At 45.0% G+C, this 17365-nt stretch carries 31 protein-coding genes; 26 read left to right on the top strand and 5 right to left on the bottom strand.

The genetic code is table 11. The features are described 5' to 3' along the window. Window positions 1-5 precede the first annotated feature (5 nt). On the top strand, window positions 6-1241 hold the full coding sequence (locus tag FJD32_RS09165) for an exonuclease domain-containing protein (RefSeq protein WP_181159784.1): 1236 nt from the start codon (window positions 6-8) through the stop codon (window positions 1239-1241). Window positions 1242-1748: 507 nt separating this feature from the next. Here the strand turns inward: FJD32_RS09165 and FJD32_RS09160 are convergent. Further along, window positions 1749-2045 carry a hypothetical protein gene (locus FJD32_RS09160; RefSeq protein ID WP_140916715.1) on the bottom strand — a complete coding sequence of 99 codons (297 nt, stop codon included), beginning with the start codon at window positions 2043-2045 and terminating at the stop codon, window positions 1749-1751. 339 nt (window positions 2046-2384) lie between these two features. On the opposite strand from FJD32_RS09160, the gene FJD32_RS09155 reads away from it, so the two are divergent. From FJD32_RS09155 to FJD32_RS09060, 21 genes are all read left to right on the top strand, one after another. Continuing rightward, window positions 2385-2810 (top strand): hypothetical protein, encoded by a 426-nt coding sequence (locus FJD32_RS09155; RefSeq protein ID WP_140906776.1) that lies wholly within the window; start codon window positions 2385-2387, stop codon window positions 2808-2810. Window positions 2811-2814: 4 nt separating this feature from the next. Further along, window positions 2815-3093: a hypothetical protein gene (locus FJD32_RS09150; RefSeq protein WP_140906775.1), complete on the top strand. Its 279-nt coding sequence runs from the start codon at window positions 2815-2817 to the stop codon at window positions 3091-3093. 87 nt (window positions 3094-3180) lie between these two features. Continuing rightward, on the top strand, window positions 3181-3540 hold the full coding sequence (locus FJD32_RS09145; RefSeq protein WP_240199998.1) for a hypothetical protein: 360 nt from the start codon (window positions 3181-3183) through the stop codon (window positions 3538-3540). A gap of 1 nt (window position 3541) precedes the next feature. Beyond that, window positions 3542-4264, top strand: a complete 723-nt coding sequence (locus FJD32_RS09140; RefSeq protein WP_140916714.1) for a hypothetical protein — start codon at window positions 3542-3544, stop codon at window positions 4262-4264. 33 nt (window positions 4265-4297) lie between these two features. Then, complete coding sequence (locus tag FJD32_RS09135; RefSeq protein WP_140906773.1) at window positions 4298-4843, top strand: hypothetical protein; 546 nt, start codon at window positions 4298-4300, stop codon at window positions 4841-4843. 34 nt (window positions 4844-4877) lie between these two features. Then, complete coding sequence (locus FJD32_RS09130; RefSeq protein WP_205403040.1) at window positions 4878-5438, top strand: hypothetical protein; 561 nt, start codon at window positions 4878-4880, stop codon at window positions 5436-5438. Continuing rightward, the gene (locus FJD32_RS09125; RefSeq protein WP_140906772.1) at window positions 5432-5596 is read left to right on the top strand and encodes a DUF1317 family protein; all 165 of its coding nucleotides are present in this window, start codon (window positions 5432-5434) and stop codon (window positions 5594-5596) included. Before FJD32_RS09130 ends, FJD32_RS09125 begins: the two co-directional genes overlap by 7 nt. Window positions 5597-5606: 10 nt before the next feature. Further along, on the top strand, window positions 5607-5930 hold the full coding sequence (locus FJD32_RS09120) for a hypothetical protein (RefSeq protein WP_140906771.1): 324 nt from the start codon (window positions 5607-5609) through the stop codon (window positions 5928-5930). Further along, entirely contained in the window at window positions 5927-6235 is a 309-nt protein-coding gene (locus FJD32_RS09115; RefSeq protein ID WP_140906770.1) for a hypothetical protein, read from the top strand. Before FJD32_RS09120 ends, FJD32_RS09115 begins: the two co-directional genes overlap by 4 nt. Before the next feature lie 23 nt (window positions 6236-6258). Next, on the top strand, window positions 6259-6597 hold the full coding sequence (locus FJD32_RS09110) for a hypothetical protein (RefSeq protein ID WP_140906827.1): 339 nt from the start codon (window positions 6259-6261) through the stop codon (window positions 6595-6597). Further along, window positions 6594-7283, top strand: a complete 690-nt coding sequence (locus tag FJD32_RS09105) for an MT-A70 family methyltransferase (RefSeq protein WP_140906769.1) — start codon at window positions 6594-6596, stop codon at window positions 7281-7283. The genes FJD32_RS09110 and FJD32_RS09105 overlap by 4 nt, the downstream gene beginning before the upstream one ends. Beyond that, complete coding sequence (locus FJD32_RS09100) at window positions 7280-7516, top strand: hypothetical protein (protein ID WP_011789808.1); 237 nt, start codon at window positions 7280-7282, stop codon at window positions 7514-7516. The genes FJD32_RS09105 and FJD32_RS09100 overlap by 4 nt, the downstream gene beginning before the upstream one ends. Next, window positions 7509-8300, top strand: a complete 792-nt coding sequence (locus FJD32_RS09095; RefSeq protein WP_140906768.1) for an HNH endonuclease signature motif containing protein — start codon at window positions 7509-7511, stop codon at window positions 8298-8300. The genes FJD32_RS09100 and FJD32_RS09095 overlap by 8 nt, the downstream gene beginning before the upstream one ends. Continuing rightward, window positions 8297-8533, top strand: coding sequence for a hypothetical protein (locus FJD32_RS09090; protein WP_140906767.1), 237 nt, complete (start codon window positions 8297-8299; stop codon window positions 8531-8533). Before FJD32_RS09095 ends, FJD32_RS09090 begins: the two co-directional genes overlap by 4 nt. Beyond that, the gene (locus FJD32_RS25240) at window positions 8530-8655 is read left to right on the top strand and encodes a hypothetical protein (protein WP_140906766.1); all 126 of its coding nucleotides are present in this window, start codon (window positions 8530-8532) and stop codon (window positions 8653-8655) included. Before FJD32_RS09090 ends, FJD32_RS25240 begins: the two co-directional genes overlap by 4 nt. Continuing rightward, on the top strand, window positions 8652-8927 hold the full coding sequence (locus FJD32_RS09085; RefSeq protein WP_140916713.1) for a hypothetical protein: 276 nt from the start codon (window positions 8652-8654) through the stop codon (window positions 8925-8927). The genes FJD32_RS25240 and FJD32_RS09085 overlap by 4 nt, the downstream gene beginning before the upstream one ends. Further along, window positions 8927-9106 carry a hypothetical protein gene (locus FJD32_RS09080; protein WP_140906762.1) on the top strand — a complete coding sequence of 60 codons (180 nt, stop codon included), beginning with the start codon at window positions 8927-8929 and terminating at the stop codon, window positions 9104-9106. The genes FJD32_RS09085 and FJD32_RS09080 overlap by 1 nt, the downstream gene beginning before the upstream one ends. Further along, a complete protein-coding gene (locus FJD32_RS09075; protein WP_140906760.1) occupies window positions 9103-9300 on the top strand; it encodes a hypothetical protein in 198 nt (65 codons plus the stop codon). Before FJD32_RS09080 ends, FJD32_RS09075 begins: the two co-directional genes overlap by 4 nt. Continuing rightward, complete coding sequence (locus FJD32_RS09070) at window positions 9297-9494, top strand: hypothetical protein (protein WP_140916712.1); 198 nt, start codon at window positions 9297-9299, stop codon at window positions 9492-9494. The genes FJD32_RS09075 and FJD32_RS09070 overlap by 4 nt, the downstream gene beginning before the upstream one ends. Beyond that, on the top strand, window positions 9494-9781 hold the full coding sequence (locus FJD32_RS09065) for a hypothetical protein (protein WP_140916711.1): 288 nt from the start codon (window positions 9494-9496) through the stop codon (window positions 9779-9781). Before FJD32_RS09070 ends, FJD32_RS09065 begins: the two co-directional genes overlap by 1 nt. A 6-nt stretch (window positions 9782-9787) precedes the next feature. After that, entirely contained in the window at window positions 9788-9985 is a 198-nt protein-coding gene (locus tag FJD32_RS09060) for an AlpA family transcriptional regulator (protein WP_140906754.1), read from the top strand. Here the strand turns inward: FJD32_RS09060 and FJD32_RS09055 are convergent. After that, window positions 9982-11190 (bottom strand): integrase arm-type DNA-binding domain-containing protein, encoded by a 1209-nt coding sequence (locus FJD32_RS09055; RefSeq protein WP_140906752.1) that lies wholly within the window; start codon window positions 11188-11190, stop codon window positions 9982-9984. The two genes, FJD32_RS09060 and FJD32_RS09055, sit on opposite strands and share 4 nt — an antisense overlap. 177 nt (window positions 11191-11367) lie before the next feature. Between FJD32_RS09055 and sbcB the strand changes: the two genes are divergently transcribed. Together sbcB and cdd are read left to right on the top strand one after the other, a co-directional pair. Continuing rightward, the gene (sbcB, locus tag FJD32_RS09050) at window positions 11368-12786 is read left to right on the top strand and encodes an exodeoxyribonuclease I (protein WP_140906750.1); all 1419 of its coding nucleotides are present in this window, start codon (window positions 11368-11370) and stop codon (window positions 12784-12786) included. Window positions 12787-12959: 173 nt separating this feature from the next. Next, on the top strand, window positions 12960-13850 hold the full coding sequence (cdd, locus tag FJD32_RS09045; RefSeq protein WP_037419666.1) for a cytidine deaminase: 891 nt from the start codon (window positions 12960-12962) through the stop codon (window positions 13848-13850). A 72-nt stretch (window positions 13851-13922) separates the two neighbouring features. Here the strand turns inward: cdd and FJD32_RS09040 are convergent, their stop codons facing one another. The 3 genes from FJD32_RS09040 to FJD32_RS09030 form a co-directional block, all read right to left on the bottom strand. Next, window positions 13923-14132: a DUF1289 domain-containing protein gene (locus tag FJD32_RS09040; protein WP_037427261.1), complete on the bottom strand. Its 210-nt coding sequence runs from the start codon at window positions 14130-14132 to the stop codon at window positions 13923-13925. Further along, a complete protein-coding gene (locus tag FJD32_RS09035) occupies window positions 14107-14457 on the bottom strand; it encodes a VOC family protein (protein WP_037427263.1) in 351 nt (116 codons plus the stop codon). The genes FJD32_RS09040 and FJD32_RS09035 overlap by 26 nt, the downstream gene beginning before the upstream one ends. A gap of 79 nt (window positions 14458-14536) precedes the next feature. Beyond that, entirely contained in the window at window positions 14537-15241 is a 705-nt protein-coding gene (locus FJD32_RS09030) for a hypothetical protein (protein WP_037419658.1), read from the bottom strand. Between the two features lie 272 nt (window positions 15242-15513). Between FJD32_RS09030 and FJD32_RS09025 the strand changes: the two genes are divergently transcribed. Together FJD32_RS09025 and FJD32_RS09020 are read left to right on the top strand one after the other, a co-directional pair. Beyond that, complete coding sequence (locus FJD32_RS09025; RefSeq protein WP_001206290.1) at window positions 15514-16722, top strand: IS4-like element IS10A family transposase; 1209 nt, start codon at window positions 15514-15516, stop codon at window positions 16720-16722. A gap of 204 nt (window positions 16723-16926) precedes the next feature. Then, entirely contained in the window at window positions 16927-17307 is a 381-nt protein-coding gene (locus tag FJD32_RS09020; RefSeq protein ID WP_037419655.1) for a VOC family protein, read from the top strand. Window positions 17308-17365: the final 58 nt, after the last annotated feature.

Below are 17365 nucleotides of genomic sequence, written 5' to 3'. Positions count from 1 at the left end.
TTATATTGTTATCTTTAACTTTTTGTAGCTATAGTCTGATAATAATACCTAATGAACAGTTAAGTTCATTAGGTTACGCATTTTCTATGTCATTTTTATTCTTTTTGCCAACTTTATATTTTTATCCAACCATTGAGGCTGCATTGCAAAAACGGGAAAATTTCAATGAAATTTTTGAACTTAATTTTCTATGGGGTTGGACTGTTTTTTATTGGCTAGAGGCGTTGTCAAAAGCGGTAAGCAAATCATCTAACAAAAACACTGCAATACAAACCACCCCAAGCTCCCCAAGCTCCACAAGCTCCCCAAGCACTTTGAATAATAAAATTACCAAAGCAGATTATAACATGAACTATAAAAGCTTATGTTTTTCAGATAAACATCCTTACATCCCGACTAAATTTATCGCACTAGATGTTGAAACTACAGGGCTTTATGCTGGAATAGACAAGATAATAGAGATAGCTGCTATAAAATTTGATCTTACATCTAACACTCATCCAGTGTTTGAAACATTAGTTAATCCTGGTGTTAAAGTATCAAGCTTTATTACAAGTCTTACTGGCATATCAAATCAAATGTTAGAAGGTTCAACTAGCTTTCCTGCTATAGCAAAAAATTTAAAAGATTTCATTGGTGATCTGCCAATTGTTGCTTATAACGCCGACTTTGACAGTGAGTTTTTAAGCGCTGAATTGGCCTATGCTGGGTTTTCATTAGATAACCATTTCCACTGTGCAATGAAATTATCAAAAAGAGCATTTAACTTACCCAACTACAAATTAGCTACGGTAGCAGAGCACTGCAATATCCCACTTGATGAAGCGCACAGAGCTAAAGCTGATGCGATGGCCGCTGGCCGAGTGTTTATGTGTGCAGCAGTAACCCTTGGGCACATTAACGAAATAAAACCTAAACCAGCCTTTGTAAAACCAATAAGAGTGGATCACAAAACTTACCCACCAAATAAAAATGGTGAACTATACGGACAAACTATCGTTTTTACTGGCGAGCTATCCATTGCCAGAGCAGATGCCTTTAAAGCTGCCGCAGAGCTTGGGCTTGAAATCAAAACTGGCGTTTCTAAAAAGACCAATTATCTGGTAGTTGGCACACAAGACAGAAAACACGTTGGATCGGACGGAATATCTAGTAAGCAATTAAAAGCGCAAGAGCTTATTGATAAAGGAGCTGAGATTAAGATTTTAGATAAAAATGCATTTATGAATCTTATCTCATAGACAAACCTGCAAACCAATCTCACCAAGCCACCTCCTAGGTGGCTTTTTTGTATCCGCAATTCACCAAACTTAGCCAAAACAAAAAAATGTTAGACAACTAACTTTTTATGTTGACTTTAAAAAGTTAGCAAACTAACATTTCAGCATCGATTAGAAACAAACCTAAATGAAACGATTCTAATCACGCTCTTTAACAGACTGGCCCATGAACGACTAAACCCAGCATTTGCACTAGCAGAGGCACGGACTAGGTCACCCCAAGGTTGTTAGTGATGGGGTACGGAAATTCACTAACGAAAAAATTGCATGCAATCAGCGGCGACCGGGTATCACCTCCCAGATAAAGGGGTGAATTTGCTGGATGGCTTAACTGTGCGAATGACCCGCTATGTGTGCAATCGGTTTTACAGCTGGCTCTTACTAGAGTCAGCGATAAAGCCAACCGTAAATTGAAAAGAGTAGAACATGAAAATTAAAGAGTGCTGGGTTTCAATATGGGTGGTTCTTTTAATCGACGTTGTTGTGACGATCGCTCACTTTATTTTTGACAGATTTGACACCTTCACCGCCTTTGGATTGAAGCCTTCTGAGCTTATTGACCTCGTTGCGATAACTGCGTACATCAGTTATTTGTTGTTTGTAATGTCTTACATCATGGTAAATAGAAAGGCACAAAATAATAAAAAACAATAAATTCAAAAAAGCTAATCCATAAATAAAAACGATTTCTTTATCGTAAATTATTGATGTTTTCAGCATCTTAGCAAAAGCAAATAACGCCACAGCAGAAATCGAAGTGTACATATATCGCCTAGATATATGACGAAGCCTGCCTTTAATTTTATTAAGCATAAGTTTCTCGATTGGTTGTGTAGGAACTCCAATCGTATCACGAGGCCCAACGTGATTAAAAAACGGGCGCTATTTTTACACAGCAACTATCCGGAATTACCGGATAGTTGCCACCGTTAAACTGCAGGACGCAAAGCCATGACTCTCAAGCAACAGAACGCCCAACAACCTGATTTTATCGACCTAGTGCTTATGCTATTAGCCAAGCTAATCCCATTCGACTTGCTCTAACCAACCCGCTTTACCCAACCAAGCAACCCTTAACCCAATACAACCTATGCGAGGTGACCTATGCCCCACCCCATCGCAGCGCATCACTGCGCCCCACTGCTACCCATAGAATCGCAACTGCTGTTACACCTCAGCATTGCCTGCCGCCTCGCCCAATTGCCTGACCTAATGCATTGCCCAACGGTGATCCAGCGTAAAAACGAACTCGAGGCCTACTTGCAAAGCCATGTTTGCAGCTACGCCTTCCGCGAGCGCTACCACGTCACCAAACTGGACGAAGCCCCAATTAAAACCACGAAATTAAACGAAGTGGCCAACATCCAAGTCAGCCGCAGCGGTCGCGTAAAACTCATCCGCATCTCCGAGCCACCAGCTATCAATATCACGGTAAGCGATAGAACCATCAGCTGGCTCAACCGCAGTTTTCACCACGCAAATCATCACGCAAGCCAGCCAATGATTAAGGCTTCCAATTTTAAGGGATAGAGTCATGCTTGATGCACAAGCCCACGCCACCGGCTACGCCCTAGTCGCCATGCTTGCAAATGAGCTAGAGCAAGATCGGCAAGCCAAAGGCAACGCCATGGCCGCTTACTGTGATCGCTCAATAGCCGAATTAAACCAGCTGATTATCGACTATCCAGAATCAAAACACACTTGGTTGCGCCTTATCGAACGCTGGCAAGAGATAAAGCAAAAACACGGCCACAGCAGCTCACAAGACCTGCTTGATGCCCAATATGCCCGACTCGCCTGCACGCCAAATTAAGCGCCCAGGTTAAACCTGTAAGTAATCCTTACAGGTTCATCAATTCCATCATCAGCCTAGTGAGCAATCACCAGTTTGGAGAACACCATGTTCTTTGTATACGGCGTTTCAATGACCCTAGCGAGAAAAGAAGCGGCGAAAAAGTGCAGCCAATACGAAGGCACTTACCCCAATCGCCGCAAACTCAGCCCTGCGGAATATCAAGCCAAGCTTGAAAAGATGGCCGCGGAAAAATTCGAGAAAATGCGCCCACAAAAGCTGTCGCATTCACTCTCAACCCCAGCACTGTGCAGCCAATACATCGCGCTAGCACAACGCCAAGACAAATGCCGCGACCTGCATATTCGCTATCGCAAACCCACAGGCAAAGTGAACCAAAAACCAAGAAAGAAATCATCGCTTGGGAAACTTACAACGGCGAAATGGCCGCATAAAACGAAGGATTAGCATGATGAAAATCAAATTTGATAATCAATATCTGGTAATGCTGGCCGAGTTCGCAGCAAAGCAAGATATCCGTTATTACATTAATGGCTTTCATGTAAAGCCACACCCTGAAAGCGGCGTCATTCTTACCGCCACCGACGGCCATTGTTTAGTCACCATCCACGATATAAATGGTTTTGCAGATGGCAACTATATATTCCCTATTAGCAAAGGCTTGCTTGCAGCATCAAAGCTAAAGCGCCTTTGTGGTTTAAATATTGTCAACGTGTTAATCGTTGATGGTGTTGCAATGGTAACTGCAATTTCAGAACTCGATGATGTGAATAGCGTCAACGATATTGATAACCGCAACCTAGTCGCTTACCTCGAATTTATCACGCCCATAGAAGGAAAATATCCAAATGCAGGACGCTTGTTTAAGTCATTGCCTCGTAAAAAGGCTACGCCTGTTATAGCGCTAGACCCATCGCTTCTCGCCAAGCTAACAAAGTTAAAAGTGAATCAGCACTCAGGCGCAGAATTTCACTTTTTCAGTAAAGATAATGCTATTGCAGCAGTAATGGGGCAAAGCCGCGAAATAGTGGCGCTGTTTATGCCAATACGCCTCGATGTAACTATCAACGCATTACCAGAATTCAGCAAACACTGCGGCGAACTACCCGCGCCAGCCAAAGCTGCCACTCAAACCGCCTCACCCGAGCCTGAACAGTCAAGCGCCGCTTGATAGTTGCCGCCATTCAAGAAACAAGGAATAGACATGAGCTACTTCAAAGTCAGCAACCAAACCGCAGTGCAAGCATTTAAAGACTTTAACGCCGCAAAAGCGGCCTTAATCGAGCAAGCCACAGTGCTGGCTAACCACTTTGGCGGTGAACCCATTTTCAGCAATCGATTTGAGCAGATTTCGTTTGCTGGCATCAACTTTCACAACTTTAACCAGCTTGAAAACAACCACTTATGGCTTAAGCCGAAAGCGACTAACTGCTTTGCTTCTGAGCCAAAATACGGCAAACCAAAAGCTGCCGACCGTGAAGCGCTAGAAGCAATTAAAGCCACCTACAACGCCATGAGGCCTGAGCCTGTTTCACGCGAACCGTTGTTAGCTTCGATCGGCGTAAGTTGGGGAGATTGCCTGTTTAGTCGGCTGCATATGTTCCTGCACAACGATGTGATTTACCTCGATACATGGCTAAAGCCAATCGATGCAATCGAGATACTCGGCAGCGAATACCAAGCCGCAAAAAACGAGTACACCGCAGGCAAAAAGGCATCCAACCAACCAGCACAAGCAAGCGCCGCTTGATTGTTTCAAGCGTTCACGAAAGAAGGAATAGAGCATGACACAACGTATCGAATGCAGCCGTCGCACCTGCCGCTGGACTGGTAGAGACTCAGAGTTAAGCAAGATTGCAGACCCAAAACACGCTTCTAGGTCTTTTGCAGTTTATAACCGAGTTTGCCCTAAATGCGGTTGCGACTCTTATTACGAGCTGCCGGAGCCAATCATCACCGAGCGCGTAGAACACGCAAACGCGCTAATCAAAGTGATATCAGAGCATGGGCGCAAGTTCTTCGAGCACAACGGCGTTATTGCCACGTTTGAACTCGATAAAAACGGCAAAGTGTGGTTTGTCGATGAATACACAAAAGTAAGAATCTATACCCATTTGGGGCGCAAGTGGCATGGATTTAGTCATGGTGGAACACTGCGAGATTTAGTGTGTGCTATACGCGACTACATCTACAAAGGTATCCAGTTAGATATCGACTGGATAGCGCCTTCTCGCCGCAATCCAGATAACGGCGATATTTGGGGCTATGGCAAAGAAGCCGCCGCTGCCGTCCGCGCAGCAGCTGCACAACTGCCAATCATCAAGCAGGAGGACGCAGCATGCTAACCCACGACAAACCCCAACACCGCGATATCAAGATCGGCCTCGGCCATATCGTCGCCGACAAAAACGGTTGGATGTTACCTGGTGGCAAGTTCACCACCAACCGCGCCGTTGCCACCCGCGCCGCCAAAGGCCTGCACCGTTTCTTGGTTAAAAGATAAGGACGTCACTATGAGCCAACAACTCACACCAAAGCAAATCGCAGCAAGGGCTTACTACCAAGCGCATAAGGAAAGTATCAAAGCGCAAAAGCGGGCTCAATACGAAACTAAGGCGCGTAAGCCAAAGGTGATGAAGGTCGTTAACTCATCGACTTCTCAACCTTCAACTGCTGCACCTAAAGCTAAAACAGTCCGATTCCAAGAGGAAAATGAGCCAGTCATCCAGTCAATTAGGATATCGACCGAGGATAAAGTTCGCTTGGCAAAACGCCGCCGCATTGAGGACATAAAACTCGCCAAAGAGCTTGGCTTAAGCATCGAGGATTTTGAATGAAAGCACGCAATGAAAATCAAAAAGACAAAGCAAAGCTTGAGCTAACAATCAAGATTTGCCAACACCTTTTGATGGGAAAAATCATTTGCTTAGATGACAGCCAAATAAATTGCTGGCCTAATGCAAACTTCCCAATAATTTCTCCAACTGAAGCAAAAAAGCGCGGCCTTGTTCTTAAGAATGGTCAAACACCAGTTTGCTCATATTCGTTCACGTTATCAAACGCCAATGGTAGAGGTTCTGGTTATTACTACTTAGCCAGCCAATTTAAACCAAAACCAATTAAAAAGCCGGAGGCAGCATGACCGCCACTAAATCATCCCGCGAAATGCTTTACCTGCTGGCAGGCAGCGAGCCTGAGCGAAAACTCGACTTGCTGATATCGCTAACGCGCATCACCTCCGAGCCAACCATTGCCGCCTTAAAGCTGCACTACACCACAGGCTTGGATCCAGAACGCTGCGCCGCTCGCCACTTTATCGAGCTATCAAACCTGATGCGCGCCCAAAACACGCTCAACAGCACCATGGGTGTGGTTGAAGCCATCAAAGAAATCGACTGGGAAAAGCATCTCGCCAAGTTAGCCGCAGCCAACGCGCGGATCGCTGAACTCGAAAAAACGCTAGCAAGTTATCAGTTAACTGATTCAAAGGAGCATGCAGCATGAGCAAAAAATATCAGCTGATATACGCCGATCCGCCATGGGCATTTAGTAACCAGAACACGGGCGGATCAATGAAATCCAGTGCCCAAGCCAAATACACCGTGACTAGCACAGAGGACTTAAAACGCCTCGATGTGGGCAGCATTGCCGATGATAACTGTGTGCTAGTGATGTGGTACGTGGGCGCCATGCCGCAGGATGCCATTGATCTGGTTAAAAGCTGGGGCTTCACCCTTAAAAACATGAATGGCTTTGTGTGGAACAAGCTAACGGTCAACAACAACCCATTTTTTGGCATGGGTTTTTGGACCCGCGCAGGTAGCGAGTCGGCCATTATCGCTATCAAAGGCAAACCAACGCCTGCTTGTCGCAGCGTTCGCGCCGTGGGCAACTACGATCCACAAAGCCTTGATGAAGTGCTCGCCCACCTATGCTACGTGGGCACCTATCAAAACATTCGCCATAGCCAAAAGCCCGATGAGTTTCGCGATAAATGCGTCGAGCTCATGGGTGACGTCCCTCGCCTTGAAATGTTCGCCAGAACTAAAACCAAAGGCTGGGATGTGTTTGGGAATGAAGTTAAAGGCTCAATCGATATCCCATTAAAGCCAGAGCAAACAACCATTGAATTGGCGCAATCGCAACAGTTCGATATCGAAGATCAAATCGCGCGGGAGAATGCAGCATGAAAAACACTTTGATTGATCTAAATAATCACTTATTCGCCCAGTTGGAACGCTTGTCTGACGAAGACCTTAAAGGCGAAAACCTGCGTGAAGAAATCGACCGTTCCAAATCTGTCACGCAGATATCAAGCCAGATCATCGCCAACGCTAGATTAGCTCTAGATGCACAATTAGCAGCTAATGAGTTAACCATTGGCCGCAAACTGCCTGAAATGCTGGAGAACAAAAATGGCTAGGTTTATCTACACGGCAGCAATGCTCGATTTTTTAAGAGTGACTTTCCCTGAAAAATCGCTAGCCGACACCACAAGGTTATTCAACTTTGCTTTTGGCTGCGACAAAACTGTTCAGCAAATTAAAGGCGCATGCGAAAACCACAAAATCACCTGTGGACGTAAACAAGGTGAGCTAACAAGAGGAAAGTTGCGCAGCTTCACTGATGAACAATTTGAGTGGGTAAAGCTCAAGTATAAATCACTGACTATTGAGCAAATCACTAGCGAATTTAACCAAGTTTTCGGTACCTCCAAAACGGTTAATCAAATCCGCGCGCTCACCCGAAATCACGGTATGAAATCAGGTAGAACAGGCAGGTTTGTAAAAGGCCAAAAAACTTGGAATGCAGGGATTAAAGGCTGGCAAGCTGGCGGAAATTCAACGTCTACCCAATTTAAAAAAGGCATTATCCCGCAAAACCATCGCCCTGTAGGTTCTGAGCGAATCGACAATAAAGATGGTTTTGTCATGGTTAAAGTGGCTGAGCCAAGAACTTGGCGCCTAAAGCATATCCTCGAGTGGGAAAAGCATCACGGCCCAGTGCCAGACGACCACAAAATATGGTTTATCGATAACGACCGCACCAACTGCGACATTAGCAACTTAATGCTAGTCACCACAGCAGAGCATGCCGTTGTCAACAAGATGGGTTTAGGCCGTGCGCTACCAGAAGCGAAAGAAACAGTGTTGCTGTTAGCCCGTATAAAAATGGCGACCACTAAGCGCAAACGGGAGGCAGCATGAACAAACTCAACCCGGTGGAAACAGCACCAAAGAATCAGCAAATCCTTATCGACACCGGATTGGGCTTTTTACAAATAGCCCACTGGAACGCACTTGAAGAGTGCTGGGTATTTGCAGCGCTTAACTGCAACGATGGCGACGGTAATGATATCTACTTTGAAAACGACTACGAACAAACCCCAGTAGGCTGGCTACCGTTGCCAGATTACACGCCAAAAGGGTACAAAAAATGAAGCAATCAACCGCAATCCGCGAAGCGCTTAAAAAGTGGTACGCCATGCCACGCAAACAAGCTGGTAGCTGCCAACAGTTTATGAAACAACTCGCCGAAGAATTGGCAAAGGAAGGTAAGTGATGGATCTGCTTAAAAACATAATCAAGGCGCTTTTCTTCTTTGCACTATTCATAGGCTTCACAGTGTTTGTTGCTAAGTGTGAACATGACAGATCACCTGTTGTAAACGGTAAGCGCGTAGGTACAGGGTATGAGTGTCACGACAACGTTCTATACGTCGTTTCTGGATCAGGCATGGGTAGAAGTATTGCTCCATCTTTTAATGCTGAAACAGGAAAAATAATCAAGTGCAGCATGGGAACAAGTAGCCAAGCGGCTAAGGATGGTGCGTGATGGCAGCAAAAGTTGAATTTAAAGGGCAAGACAAAAGCTTCCCAGTACATATTGAATTAAAGGGTGAGGAATTTTGGTTTACCAAGAAGGCTGCGCTTGAGCTAAAAGAGAATTTGGATTTAGCCATAGGCTTAATGCTTGAGCATGAGGCAAACAGCAATAAGGCAGGTGCAGCATGACTCTAAATGATCGCATGAATTTGCTTACCGAAGAAAACCAGCAGCTTAAAGCCAAAGTTGCAGAACTTGAGAATCAAGTTTCAATCCTCAGCCAGCGCCCTAAATACGATTTATCGACCACACAAGGCCGCGAACAAGCAGTGATTGAAAGGCTTAAAATACAAGGTTTGGTAAGTAACAAGGGAGTTGCATGATGGATGAATATATTCCTGAAACAGGTAAATCCTGCCTTTACAAAAGGAAAGGTGCTCTAAATTGGTGTATGTGCAAAGTTATAGCAAAATACGAATCACTTATTTGGATTCATAATTTTTATACTGGAAGCAAGCCAGTAGTTAGAGAAGCCGAAGTTGAATTTAAGCCATTACCTAATGATGAGGCTGCTTGATGATGGCAAGATTAAATTCAACTATTTTGCATATCACCAACCACGCGATACAAAGATGGAATGAACGATTTTATGGCCGAGCGGCAAATCTTATCGATTCATTTTTGGAGGCTAAAAAATTAAAGCGAAAGCAGGTTATTCGTCTTAAAACTGGCGATACCAATGGAAAGGTTATTTTTGGAACTGAATATTGCATTTTTGTATGCACTAAATGCAGAAAGCAAAAAAAACACACTGGTAATGCTAACAGTCGTGCCAAAAACAAAGATTTAATTCTAAGAAGGTAAACCATCATGAACCACCAGCAAGCAACAAACGAACCGCTGTTTTTGACTACAAAAGAAGTGCTTGAGCGCTATCGCATCAAGTCAAAGGTAACTCTTTGGAAATGGCGCAAAGAAGCAGGCTTCCCTGAGCCAATCCATAACGGCCGTCATTACGCCAAAGACTCCCTCGACAAGTGGGGCGAACAACAAAAGCAAGCCGCTTAAGCTCTTCTTTCTAACACCACCACACTTCTATCCCCAAGTGCCGCAAGTTTGATCTTGCTGGTCCACTGCTCATAAGCTTCCGCCTGTTCTTCAAGCCAATCATGCTTGTTGTAAACAGCCATTACCCCACCCAACAAGTGCCCCAGCATCTTCTCGGTGACATGGGGCAACACTCCCGCCTCAGACATTCTGGTTGATAGCGTCCGTCTAAAATCGTGGATCCGCCATTCTGGGATGCCAACATTATCCTTAATATGCCTAACCAACTTATTTACCGCGGCAATATTAGCCGGCTTAGATAAATCCGCAGCAGGGAAACACCAAGGCGAGCGATATAGGCTCCATTGCTCCTGCAGTATCTCAAGCAAGGCAGCACTAATAGGCCGTCTAATCGGGATGTTGGTTTTGCTGTACTCAATTGGCACAGTCCAAACCATTGCCTCTAAATCAAAGTCCGCTCGCTTAGATTTTAAAATCTCTGAAACCCGCGCCCCAGACAACATACAAGCCTTAATCACGTTAAGGACTGTCTTAGTCGCCCGTCGCTTATCCAGTTCCCGCCAAATCTTGCCGCACTCATTAAAGGTTAGTACCCGTGATCCAACCTTCGAGTGAGAGCCAACATCAGTCACCCTCAGCTGCAATACATCAACAACAGATATCATTTGCCGACGAACCGCCCAGTTAAGCACCGTTTTTAAGTGCCGCAATATCGCCCCTGCAGTGACTCGACTCACCGCCGCCTTTTTATCAAAGAAATCGATCCACTCGCCAAGGGTAATGCTCTCAACTTTTCGGTCGGCAAATGCGTCGCACAAATGGGCCCTAAAGTACGATTTATAGCTTTCTATCGTGCCCTTCTTTAATCCGTCGGCACGTACCTGCAAAAACTTCTCACAGCATTCTTTAACCGTTACGGCGCCCTCGAAGGTATTGCGTTGTTTCCAAAAAACGCGGGGGTCGATATTATTGGCGATAGAACCTCTAAGTTCTGGCACCGCTTTTCGAGCATCCGCGATTTTTAAATCAGGATAACGACCAAGTGTTAACCGACCGGGCTTGTTTTCAAACCTAAAACGATACTGCCATGTTATAGTCCCTGTTGGGGTAACTCTAACGCTTAAGCCGTCTCTGTCTGCTAACTCAGGTTTACCCGTATATGGCTTGCCTAAAATTGCTCGTAACTTTGTGTCAGATAAAGACATTTTAGATACCTGTGTACATATTATTTTTGAATATTACGCCACAGAGCGTGATATGTACACAGTAGTGTACTCACATGCACTCACAACAAAATAAACCGTATTAAATAGATTTAAACCAAATTAATGCATATAAACCAATTAAAACATTGTGTTAAGTAGTATAGAGAACCATTTTTAATGAATATGAAACACAATCAAATAGAGTCTATATTCTGGCACGACTATGAAACATTCGGTGCCAACCCAGCCCAAGATAGACCCGCCCAATTTGCCGGGGTCCGTACCGATTTAGATCTTAACATTATCGGTGAGCCAGAGACTTTTTACTGCAAACAATCAACGGATTACCTGCCCTCACCCGAAGCGATTTTAATTACAGGGATCACGCCACAATTAGCCAATTTAAAAGGTTTACCTGAAACCGAGTTTATGGGGCGTATCCATACTCTCTTCAGCCAACCTAATACCTGTGTCGCTGGCTATAACTCGTTACGATTTGACGATGAAGTCACCCGCTATGGCTTTTACCGTAACTTTATCGATCCCTATGCCCGCGAATGGCAAAATGGCAATACGCGTTGGGATATCATTGATTTAGTGAGGGCTTGTTATGCCTTTAGACCCGACGGTATCCATTGGCCATTAAAAGAAGACGGTTCACCCAGTTTTAAACTGGAACATCTGACCCAAGCTAATGGTTTAAGCCATGAAAAAGCGCACGATGCCATGTCAGATGTTTACGCCACCATCGCAATGGCAAAACTGATAAAAGAAAAGCAACCTAAGTTATATCAGTACTATTTTGAATTGCGCCGCAAACAAGCCGTCAGCGCGCAAATTGACGTATTAAATATGCTGCCGCTTGCCCATGTCAGTTCGAAGATAAGTGCAATGCACGGTTGTACAACCCTTATCGCCCCCGTTGCACACCACCCAAGTAACAAAAATGCCATTATTTGCGTGAATTTAGCGATGGATTTAAGCCCACTGTTTGAGCTGGATGTCGAGCAGATAAAAACGCGCATGTACACGCCCAGAGCGGAGCTTGCCGAGGATGAGTTACCCATCCCAGTTAAACAGGTGCATCTTAACAAATGCCCTTTTATTACTTCGGCCAAAATTTTAGATGATGTGCAGGCAGAAAGACTCAACATTGATAAAGCCTTTGCCAGAGAACAATACAAACACTTAAAGTCTCACCCGGAATTACGGGAGAAGCTGGCGCAACTGTTTGAGCATGATGGCGAAGTAACCACCACGGATCCTGACTTAATGTTGTATTCGGGTGGATTTTTCAGCCCTGCCGATAAAGCTAAGATGGAGATCATTCGCCATACCTTACCTCAAAATTTAGCCGCACTTGATTTGCAATTTGATGATGGACGCATCCCAGAAATGCTATTCCGTTATCGGGCGCGCAATTATCCCGAATTGCTTGATGATCAAGAGTCCCATCGCTGGCGCACCTTCTGTCAGCAGCGTTTGGCCGATCAGGATTATCTGCTCAAACTTGAAAATTTGTTGCAAGATACCGAAGGCGATGAGCATAAACAAAAACTACTCGCCGCCCTGTGCCACTATTTGCGTGGATTGTAGGCCACAAAATAGCCCATGTTTTTTGTTGATTTAGCGCCTATGATTGATAACTTCTTTCAGATGTTAACTAACAGGCGCTTAATTGAACCATAAACGCGAACTAACTCGCATTTATACTGTAACAAAATTACTAGAATGTTCTTCCATGAACTTAACAAACAAGGAGTCGGGAAATGCAAGATAGATTTATCCGAAGCATAACCCAGCTGCCAACCCCATTGGCTGACGCATTAATTCCCTTATTACATCAAGGTTTTGCGGGACATATCGATGCACAGCAACTGGCAGAGTTAGTCAAAAGCAGCAATATGACCGAATCAGAGGTGTTACTGGCTTTGTTACCTATTGCCGCCGCCTTGGCCAAACCACCGATTAGTGAGTTTTATGTTGGTGCAATTGCCAAAGGAAAAAGTGGCGACATTTATATGGGTGCCAACTTAGAACTGCCTGGCGAAGCCCTCTTCCACTCAGTACACGCTGAGCAAAGCGCTATTAGTCACGCGTGGCTTAGCGGCGAAAGCCAGATTGTGGATATGATAGTGAACGCCAGTCCCTGCGGTCATTGCCGTCAGTTTATGAATGAATTAGTCGAAGGCGGCCAAATCAAGATCCATTTGCCATCACAGGATAGCCATTTACTATCCTATTATCTGCCCTATGCGTTTGGACCAAAAGACTTAAATGTTCAGTCACCGCTATTAGTCAAGCAGGAAACTGAATTTGCACTCGATAGCAGTGATCCTATGGTAATTGAAGCCTTAGATCATGCGGGCTTAAGCTATGCACCTTATACCCAAAGCTATGCGGCGGTTGTATTAGAAACCGCGGATGGCGCAACCTACTGTGGTCGCTACGCTGAAAACGCCGCGTTTAACCCATCGATGCTCCCAATGCAAATGGCGCTATCGAATCTGACTCGGCATAATCGTGATTTTGGTGAGATCCGCCGCGCGGTATTGGTGGAATCCTCCCAAGGTAAAATCAGCTTAGTGGGCGCAGCGATGGATGCATTGCATGCTGTTGCCGCGATAGAACTCGAACATATTGTGGTTGATCCTATCTAGCCAGTTAACGCGGCGCTTCTGTTTTTATACTTCGGTATTGACTTAAGTTGCGCCGCGATGCTTTGGCCTATTTTAGCTACTGGGGCGTTTTGACATAAAAACGACTTTGCGCTCAGCCATTTTAAGATAACATGCGCTTCGCTGCTCCTCTGTCATGTTTCGCCACGCCAAAATCTCCTCAAGATGCCTAAAACACCCCATGCAGATATCCTGCTGATCGAGACAGCAATTTCGTACACAGGGCTGATAAATACTGTTATTCTGACCAGACCGCATATTCATTGCCCGCAGGCTCGATAAAATGGAAACGTCGACCACCTGGGAAGCTAAAAATCTCAGTGCTAATGGCGCCGCCAGCCGCGATCACGGCGGCTAAAGTTTCTTCCAAGGTCTTACTGTATAGCACAATCAGGGGACAGCCCTTTTCTAGGGTAAAACAAACCTCAGCTTGATAAAAACCGCCCGTCATTCCCGCATCGATAAAGCAACTGTACTGTGGGCCATAATCCTCAAAATGCCAACCAAATACGGTATTGAAAAACGCTTTAGAACAATCAATATCAGATGTTGGAATCTCTAAATAATTGATAGTGTGATGACGATTCATAATCTTCCCTGCCCAATGAATAACTTAATCAATAAAAAAGGGAGCCATTGCTCCCTTCGCGATAGTGGCTAATCTCAGATTAGCCCTGTACTAAGGCGGCGACAAGTCCGATGGCACCACCAAACACACCGCCCCACACCACGAGCCAACCTAAATGCGTTTGGATCATCTCCTGAACTATCTGCTTAACCATTTGCGGGGTTAATTCATTTAAGCGTTGCTCAACGATATTAGCAATCTTCTGTTGTAAATCGGCCATCACATTTGGCTGTTCAAGCTCTTGCTTCAATAGGCCGCGGAATTGTTCACTCTCGGCCATATCGACCAATGAAGCTTTCATCTTCTCAATAAAGGGTTCTTTTAGCGGCATTAGCGCCTCAGTCCCCCCAAACATGGCTAACATGCCACCAAATGAAGATTGTGCCACAGTATTGACTAAGGCATCGAAAGACGGTGCTAAGTCTACTTTCTCAATCACAGGCGCCAAATCGATTTGGCTTATACCTTCTTTTTCAGACAAAAAACGATCAATGTTTTCAGCGGTAAAAAACTGTTTCATCATCAGATGAGCAATGCCGAGTTTAAATTCTTCAAACCGCGAAGGCACCACACCAGAACCATACAAACCAGGGACTTTTTCAAACAACATATACACCGCAAGCCAGTTGGTTATCGCACCAGATAATGCAAACAACCCAACATTAAATAGAATGGGTAAGCTCAGTACGTATCCCAAGATCACACAAATGGCTGCCAACACATTGGTCACTAAACTCTTATTCAATCGTTAATCCCCCCTATTACGCAATTTCATCGATTGCAAATGGCGCTAGTTTAGCAAGCGAAGGGGAGTAAGGTCTAATGCTGTAAAACAATACTAACACCACCAATCAGCCGCAAAACAGAGCGCAAACTCAGCAAATACTCAGCGGAGCAGCAGAAGCACAACACTGAAGAATCCCCTGATGATTTACAAATAAATCATCAAATTAGAGTGGAAGCGCATCTTGTTGCATGATCAAATGGTTTCGCTAAAAACTACACTTGGACAACAAGATGCGCGAAGCCAATATCCTACAACATTCTTTACACCAATACTGCCCAGAACTTCACCTAAAACGATTAAACAGCTTGATGCTGGCCTCTAAGGCACTGATTGAATGTAAGACACTGACCTTGACTGAGTTAGGTCGAAATTTACCAACCACGGCCCGAACCAAGCACAACATCAAGCGCATTGATCGTTTGCTCGGCAACACGCATCTGCATCAAGAACGGTTAGCTGTCTACCAATGGCATGCCAGCCTCATCTGTTCTGGTAACCCTATGCCGATTGTGCTCGTCGATTGGTCAGACATCCGAGAGCATAAACGCATCATGGCTCTGCGCGCCTCAATAGCCTTCAATGGCCGCTCTATTACCCTGTATGAGAAGTCCTATCCCCTATCAGAACAATGCTCTAAGGCCTCCCACAACGGTTTTTTAGCGGACTTAGCCAAGATTTTACCTTTGCATGTTACCCCTCTCATCGTGACTGACGCGGGGTTCAAAGTGCCTTGGTACAAAGAGGTTGAGGCGCATGGTTGGTTTTGGCTAAGCCGTATTCGCGGTACAGTTCAATTTGCAGATATTGGCGCTGAAAATTGGCGTGCAGTTCGCAGTACACATGACTTGGCCAACGGTCAAGCGAAGAGCCTGGGTTGTAAGACCTTGACCAAAACTAACCCTATCAATTGCCATCTCACGCTTTATCGTAGCAAACCTAAGGGGCGTACAAATCAGCGTTCAACGAGGACTAATTGCCACCATCCATCGGCAAAAACGTACTCAACATCGGCGAAAGAGCCTTGGGTGTTAGCCAGCAATTTACCACCAGAATCTCGGAGCCCAAAGCAGCTGGTAAACCTGTACGCCAAACGTATGCAAATAGAGGAAACCTTTCGTGACCTCAAAAGCCCGGCATACGGCTTTGGCTTACGCCAAAGTCGTACCAACAGTCCAGAGCGATTCGACATCATCCTACTGATAGCGTTGATGGTTCAATGCCTGTTGTGGCTAGTTGGTTTACACGCACAGCAACAGGGCTGGGATAAGCATTTTCAGGCCAATACCATTGGGCATCGAACGGTACTCTCAACGATTCGCTTGGGATTGGAGGTACTCAGGCGGCCTGATTATCAAATCACGGAGAAAGAATTGCTGGCGGCCTGGGTATTATTCGCCAATCAGTTGCTCAAATATGGCTATGCTATGGCTGATTTATGAGGGGATCCTTCAGAGCACAACATCAAGACAAACTCGATAAACAGATTTTTGTTATTTCATTAATTAACATTAACTTAGTTTAATGATTTACAGCAGAAATAATGTCACATTTCTGGATCTGCTTAGGAATTATTGAAAAGCATCGTCTACACTCAAAATACTAATAGCCTCGCCACAAGGCTCAATAACATAAAGGACGCGCTTATGGACTCTGCATTTAATACCGCTGGTGCCTTAGGCTGGCATGAACTCACAACCCACAACACTGAAGAGGCCATGCGCTTTTATGGTGAAGTATTTGGCTGGCAATTTAGAACGGTCAAGATGCCCCATGGTCAGTACCACTTGATTGAAAACCAAGGTGTAGGTATCGGCGGTATCACTGATAATCAGCTCCCGACGCTACCTTCGCACTGGACAGGTTATGTCACGGTCGCCGATGTCGACTTGGTCGCGATTAACGCTAAAAAACTTGGTGGCGATATTCTGTTTGGTCCAGAAGATATTCCGAAAGTGGGTCGCTTTTGTTGGATAAAAGATCCACAAGGCGCCGTCATCGCCGCGATAAGTTATCTCACCACTTAAACTAAGCTATTCGTATTAAAAAGCTTAGCGGTCATAAAATGCCCACTGGAGACACAAC

This window comes from Shewanella sp. LC6 (genome assembly GCF_006385735.2).
In the GTDB taxonomy this organism is placed as follows: domain Bacteria; phylum Pseudomonadota; class Gammaproteobacteria; order Enterobacterales; family Shewanellaceae; genus Shewanella; species Shewanella xiamenensis.
The sequence above is the reverse complement of the archived record's forward strand: the minus strand, read 5'-3'. Positions and strand labels throughout refer to the sequence as shown.

Bases quoted from the DNA above. Each gene is read 5' to 3' on its own strand.
- FJD32_RS25240 (WP_140906766.1), top strand. From the start codon at position 8,530: ATGAAGCAATCAACCGCAATCCGCGAAGCGCTTAAAAAGTGGTACGCC.
- FJD32_RS09035 (WP_037427263.1), bottom strand. From the start codon at position 14,457: ATGAATCGTCATCACACTATCAATTATTTAGAGATTCCAACATCTGAT.
- sbcB (WP_140906750.1), top strand. From the start codon at position 11,368: ATGAATATGAAACACAATCAAATAGAGTCTATATTCTGGCACGACTAT.
- FJD32_RS09065 (WP_140916711.1), top strand. From the start codon at position 9,494: ATGATGGCAAGATTAAATTCAACTATTTTGCATATCACCAACCACGCG.
- FJD32_RS09025 (WP_001206290.1), top strand. From the start codon at position 15,514: ATGCGCGAAGCCAATATCCTACAACATTCTTTACACCAATACTGCCCA.
- FJD32_RS09080 (WP_140906762.1), top strand. From the start codon at position 8,927: ATGGCAGCAAAAGTTGAATTTAAAGGGCAAGACAAAAGCTTCCCAGTA.
- FJD32_RS09060 (WP_140906754.1), top strand. From the start codon at position 9,788: ATGAACCACCAGCAAGCAACAAACGAACCGCTGTTTTTGACTACAAAA.
- cdd (WP_037419666.1), top strand. From the start codon at position 12,960: ATGCAAGATAGATTTATCCGAAGCATAACCCAGCTGCCAACCCCATTG.
- FJD32_RS09125 (WP_140906772.1), top strand. From the start codon at position 5,432: ATGCTAACCCACGACAAACCCCAACACCGCGATATCAAGATCGGCCTC.
- FJD32_RS09105 (WP_140906769.1), top strand. From the start codon at position 6,594: ATGAGCAAAAAATATCAGCTGATATACGCCGATCCGCCATGGGCATTT.
- FJD32_RS09040 (WP_037427261.1), bottom strand. From the start codon at position 14,132: ATGAATATGCGGTCTGGTCAGAATAACAGTATTTATCAGCCCTGTGTA.
- FJD32_RS09155 (WP_140906776.1), top strand. From the start codon at position 2,385: ATGCCCCACCCCATCGCAGCGCATCACTGCGCCCCACTGCTACCCATA.
- FJD32_RS09115 (WP_140906770.1), top strand. From the start codon at position 5,927: ATGAAAGCACGCAATGAAAATCAAAAAGACAAAGCAAAGCTTGAGCTA.
- FJD32_RS09110 (WP_140906827.1), top strand. From the start codon at position 6,259: ATGCTTTACCTGCTGGCAGGCAGCGAGCCTGAGCGAAAACTCGACTTG.
- FJD32_RS09100 (WP_011789808.1), top strand. From the start codon at position 7,280: ATGAAAAACACTTTGATTGATCTAAATAATCACTTATTCGCCCAGTTG.
- FJD32_RS09095 (WP_140906768.1), top strand. From the start codon at position 7,509: ATGGCTAGGTTTATCTACACGGCAGCAATGCTCGATTTTTTAAGAGTG.
- FJD32_RS09135 (WP_140906773.1), top strand. From the start codon at position 4,298: ATGAGCTACTTCAAAGTCAGCAACCAAACCGCAGTGCAAGCATTTAAA.
- FJD32_RS09070 (WP_140916712.1), top strand. From the start codon at position 9,297: ATGATGGATGAATATATTCCTGAAACAGGTAAATCCTGCCTTTACAAA.
- FJD32_RS09140 (WP_140916714.1), top strand. From the start codon at position 3,542: ATGATGAAAATCAAATTTGATAATCAATATCTGGTAATGCTGGCCGAG.
- FJD32_RS09075 (WP_140906760.1), top strand. From the start codon at position 9,103: ATGACTCTAAATGATCGCATGAATTTGCTTACCGAAGAAAACCAGCAG.
- FJD32_RS09150 (WP_140906775.1), top strand. From the start codon at position 2,815: ATGCTTGATGCACAAGCCCACGCCACCGGCTACGCCCTAGTCGCCATG.
- FJD32_RS09130 (WP_205403040.1), top strand. From the start codon at position 4,878: ATGACACAACGTATCGAATGCAGCCGTCGCACCTGCCGCTGGACTGGT.
- FJD32_RS09020 (WP_037419655.1), top strand. From the start codon at position 16,927: ATGGACTCTGCATTTAATACCGCTGGTGCCTTAGGCTGGCATGAACTC.
- FJD32_RS09090 (WP_140906767.1), top strand. From the start codon at position 8,297: ATGAACAAACTCAACCCGGTGGAAACAGCACCAAAGAATCAGCAAATC.
- FJD32_RS09120 (WP_140906771.1), top strand. From the start codon at position 5,607: ATGAGCCAACAACTCACACCAAAGCAAATCGCAGCAAGGGCTTACTAC.
- FJD32_RS09055 (WP_140906752.1), bottom strand. From the start codon at position 11,190: ATGTCTTTATCTGACACAAAGTTACGAGCAATTTTAGGCAAGCCATAT.
- FJD32_RS09145 (WP_240199998.1), top strand. From the start codon at position 3,181: ATGTTCTTTGTATACGGCGTTTCAATGACCCTAGCGAGAAAAGAAGCG.
- FJD32_RS09160 (WP_140916715.1), bottom strand. From the start codon at position 2,045: ATGTACACTTCGATTTCTGCTGTGGCGTTATTTGCTTTTGCTAAGATG.